Source organism: Caulobacter sp. D5 (assembly GCF_003185805.1).
GTDB lineage: Bacteria > Pseudomonadota > Alphaproteobacteria > Caulobacterales > Caulobacteraceae > Caulobacter.
This window is the reverse complement of sequence record NZ_QHJY01000199.1, coordinates 1-4,299: the sequence shown is the minus strand read 5'-3', so window position 1 is coordinate 4,299 and position 4,299 is coordinate 1. Positions and strand designations below refer to the sequence as shown.

Below are 4,299 nucleotides of genomic sequence, written 5' to 3'. Positions count from 1 at the left end.
TTCAGCCGGCAAGGCTGCTGTCACCCCCACCCAACCCTCCCCCATCAAGGGGGAGGGCTAGGAACTGCTTACTTCACCGCCGCGGTCGCCCGGCGTTCCAGCTTGCCCCAGCCGACGCGGCCGCCGCGCACGGCGGTCAGCACCGACTTGACCACCACGTAGTACATCAGCTGGCGGTAGCCGAAGCGCTGCACCGGCAGGTAGGGCAGGTCGGCCCAGGGGGCGCGCTTTTCCAGCGCCATGCCCAGCGCCCCGGCCGACAGGTCCACGAGGATGAACACCGCCCAGTAGAGCAGGCCCCGGATGGTGTCGTCGGGACGCCATTCCACCGGGTGCGCCACCGCGCCGTAGAGGCCCGAGACCAGGCTCCAGACCACGGCCAGGTCGACCAGCGGCGCGGCCACGGCCAGCAGGATCTGGAACAGCCAGATCTGCGGCAGGGCCACGAAGCCCAGCACCGGGGTCTTGGGGTTGAACATCGCCGAGCGATGCTTCCACACGCACTGCAGGGTGCCGAACGACCAGCGGAAGCGCTGCTTGAGCAGGCCGCCCACCGTGTCGGGCGCCTCGGTATAGGCGCGGGCGGCGGGGTCGAAGGCCACCTTCCAGCCGGCGCGCTGGCAGGCGATGGTCAGGTCCTGGTCCTCGGCCAGGGTGTCGGACGGATAGCCGCCCAGGGCGTCGAGCACGCTCTTGCGCCAGGCCCCGACCGCGCCGGGCACCACGGTGACCGCGCCCAGTGCGGCCAGCGCCCGCCGCTCCAGGTTCTGGGCGGTGACGTATTCCAGGGCCTGCCAGCGGGTGACGATGTTGAGGCGATTGCCGACGATGGCGTTGCCGGCCACCGCGCCGATCTTCGGGTCGGCGAACCAGCGCACCAGCCGGCCGATCGTCGACTTGGGGAACAGGGTGTCGGCGTCCAGCGCCACCACGAACTCGCCCTTGGCCACGGCCAGGCCGCGGTTCACGGCCCGCGCCTTGCCGCCGTTCTCGAACGACAGCAGCGTCACGCGCGGATCGCCGGCGAAGTGGTCGCGCACCTCCTGGGCCGTGCGGTCCTTGGAGCCGTCGTCGAGGACCAGCACCTCGATGTTGGTCCAGTCGGACTCCAGGATCCGGGCGATCGAGGCGGCGATCACCTTCTCCTCGTTGAAGCAGGGGATCAGCACGCTGACCAGCGGACCGGTGGCGGGATCCAGGTCCTCCGGCGTGTGCTCGGTGGCCTTGTGCACCAGGGCCAGGGCCGCCAGGAACACCAGCCGCGCCACACCGAGAGCAATGGCGGTGATGAACAGCCAGGTCAGCAGGGTGTTCAGTCCCCGGAAGAAGCCGAAGCCCAGGCGGTCCAGCGCCAGGCCGACCGGGTCGCGGGTGGTCGGCGGCATCACCTGGTCCGGCGTCATGCCGGCCAGCTCGCCGATCGTGACCAGGCGGTAGCCGCGGGCGCGGATGCCGTCGATCAGGCCGGGCAGGGCCTTGATGGTGTTCTCGCGGTTGCCGCCGGCGTCGTGCAGCAGCACGACCTGGCCGGGGTTGTTCCCCGGATTGTCGAGGCGGTCCAGGGCGCGGTCGATGATCGTCTGGGGCGGCGGCTTCTGCCAGTCGTCGGTGTCGATCCGCAGGCCGACGATCAGGTAGCCCAGGGTCTGGGCGATGACGAGGGGATCCACCTCGCGCGGGGTCGAGGGCTCGGCGTCGCCGAAGAACGGCGGCCGGAACAGGCGCATCGAGCGGCCGGTGACCACCTCGAACAGGCGCTGTGTGGCGTTCAGCTCGACCTGGGTCTGGGGCAGCGGCGTCTCGCCGATGTTGGGGTGGGTCCAGGTATGGCCGCCGACGTCGTGGCCCTCGCGCATCTCGCGCTCCACCAGGCCCGGATGCTTCTGCATGTTCTGGCCGATGACGAAGAAGGTCGCGGGCGCGTTCTTGGCCTTCAGGATGTCGAGGATCTTCGGCGTCCAGCGCGGGTCGGGGCCGTCGTCGAAGGTCAGGGCCACCAGGCCGGGCCGCTGGCCGTAGCGCTCGATGACGTAGGAACTGGGCAGGACGTCGTAGGTCTCGCCCGAGATCAGGCCGGTGTCGGGGTCGGTCTCCAGGCTGCGCTTGCCGGGCGTGGGCAGGGACGAGACGCGCAGCACCTCGCCGCCGCCGTCGAAGTCGACGCTCTGGCCCGACGGGATGTGCGAGAGGGCGCCGGTCGTCCCCTTGCCGTAGGGCTGGCCCAGTACGCTCCACACGCCCGGATCCTCGCCGCCCATGCGCCAAAGGCCATAGCCGCGCGGCCGGAACGGGTCGCTGGCCTTGACCTGGTTGAACAGGGTGGGGGCGTCCAGGAACCAGACCACGTGCTTGTCGCCGTTGTCGGCCTGGTAGCCGTAGGTCGGGTTGAGGGCGTCGTCGTCCATGCGGATGTCGGCGCCGGCGTCCTGGGCGTTGCGGATGGCCTCGTGGAAGGTGGCGGCGTCGCCGTTGGCGGCCGTGCCGTCGGCCTTCAGCGTCCAGTCGTAGCCGTAGGCGCCCAGCGCCAGCACCGTGCGGGCCGGGTCGAGGGCGGCGAAGCGCTTGTCGAGCTCGCTCTCGTACCAGTCTTGCCCTGCGTTGGGGCCGGGATCGCCGCCGCCGTAGTGCTGGTCGTAGGCCATCAGCACGATGGTGTCGGCCGACTGCTGCAGGCGCTTGAGCGGCCAGCCCTGTTCGTCGAAGGGGGCGGTGACCCAGACCTCGCGGCCCGAGGCCTTGAAGGCCGCGCGGGCCTCGTCCAGCAGCAGCGGATAGTTGGCCAGGCCCTTGGGCGACAGGTTCTCGAGGTCGAAGATGTAGCCGCCGAAGCCGCGGCGCTGGGCCAGGGCGGCCAGATTGTCGATCAGCGCCTTGCGGGCGGCGGGGCTGGCCAGCAGGGCGTCGGCCATCGGGCCGTCGAACTTGGCGTCGGCCGAGTTGTGGACCAGCGGCAGGACGGTGGGATGATTGGGCGCGGCGGCGATGCGGGCCGTGCCGATGGGATCGTCGTCGGCCGTGATGTCGCCCGTCCGGCCCTTCAGCGCCACCCACTGCGGCGAGACCACGTCCAGCTGCGCGACGTGGCGGCGCAGGGACTCGCGGCTGTCCTCGTCCCAGGGCACGTAGAAGCCGACGCTGAGCGGCTTGGCCGCGCCGATCGCGGCCGGGGTCTTGGGGGCGGGCAGGCGGCGCCAGGCCGACGGCTTGCCGGGCTTGAGGCGGTGCACGGTCTCCTCGTGCAGGGCCGACAGCACATGCGGGTCCTTCAGCGTCACCGCCGGCAGGCGCGGGGCGAAGGCCAGGGTCGCCAGGAAACCGGCCACGACGGCGGCCACCCCCGACAGGGCGATCCCCGCCGTCAGGGTGAACCTGCGCCGGCGCTTGCCGGTGGGGTCGTGGAAGATATGCCGATCGTCGCCGCTCATCGCGCCAAAACCTGTCCGTCCCGCCAATAACACGGTTTCGGCGGCGCAATGATCCTGGATCATGTCCGAACGGTGGCGCTAGGACTCTCGTTACGCGCCTGCGACCTTTTGGCTGGGGAAAGCCCCCCACAACCGTAAAATCCCCGCCTTCGCAGGGATTTTACGGGAGGAGGAGCCTAGTCCACCCAGTCCTTGTCCAGGCGCTTGCTGGCCAGGAAGAACAGCAGGGCGGCGACGAGGTAGAAGCCCATGCCGCTGTAGATCGACCAGCGCAGCGACTCCGCCCCGAAGGTCGGCTTCAGCAGGTCGGAGACCAGGCCGAAATAGTAGATGCCGACGGCGATCCCGAGCAGGTTGTTGATCAGCAGGAACAGGGCCGAGGCGGTGGTGCGCATCGGGGCCGGGCCCAGGTGCTGGACGGCGGCGGTGATGGGGCCCAGCCACGCCAGGTTCAGGCCCGTCGGGATCAGGAAGATCACGAAGGCCACGGCCAGCGAGGCCTTGCCGCCGAGGCCGCCCATCAGGCTGCCGCTGTTCATGGCCAGCAGGAAGCACGGCACCGAAATCAGGAAGGCGATGGCCGGGGTGATCGGATAGCCGGCCTTGGACTTGGCCCCCAGCCTGTCGGCCACCGCCCCGCCCAGCCAGATGCCCAGCAGGCCGCCGAACAGGGCGATGCCGGAATAGTACCAGGCCGTCTGCGACAGGGTCAGGCCCAGGCTGCGCATGAAGAAGCTGGGCAGCCAGGCGGCGACGCCGTAGCCGCAGACCGACGAGGAGGCCGCGCCGAAGGCCAGCAGCCAGAACGACGGCTTGGCGGCCAGCAGGCGCGCGGCCTGGCCCAGCGGCATGGCCGGGGCGGGCGGCGCCGGCG

General features: G+C 70.7%; 1 protein-coding gene and 1 pseudogene. Both read right to left on the bottom strand.

Features of this window, described 5'->3' with window-relative positions; genetic code table 11:
• Positions 1 to 68 precede the first annotated feature (68 nt).
• Positions 69 to 3,425, bottom strand: coding sequence for a glycosyltransferase (locus tag DMC18_RS14090; RefSeq protein WP_110120088.1), 3,357 nt, complete (start codon positions 3,423 to 3,425; stop codon positions 69 to 71).
• Positions 3,426 to 3,601: 176 nt separating this feature from the next.
• Positions 3,602 to 4,299, bottom strand: a pseudogene (locus tag DMC18_RS14085) (MFS transporter); the annotation flags it as partial.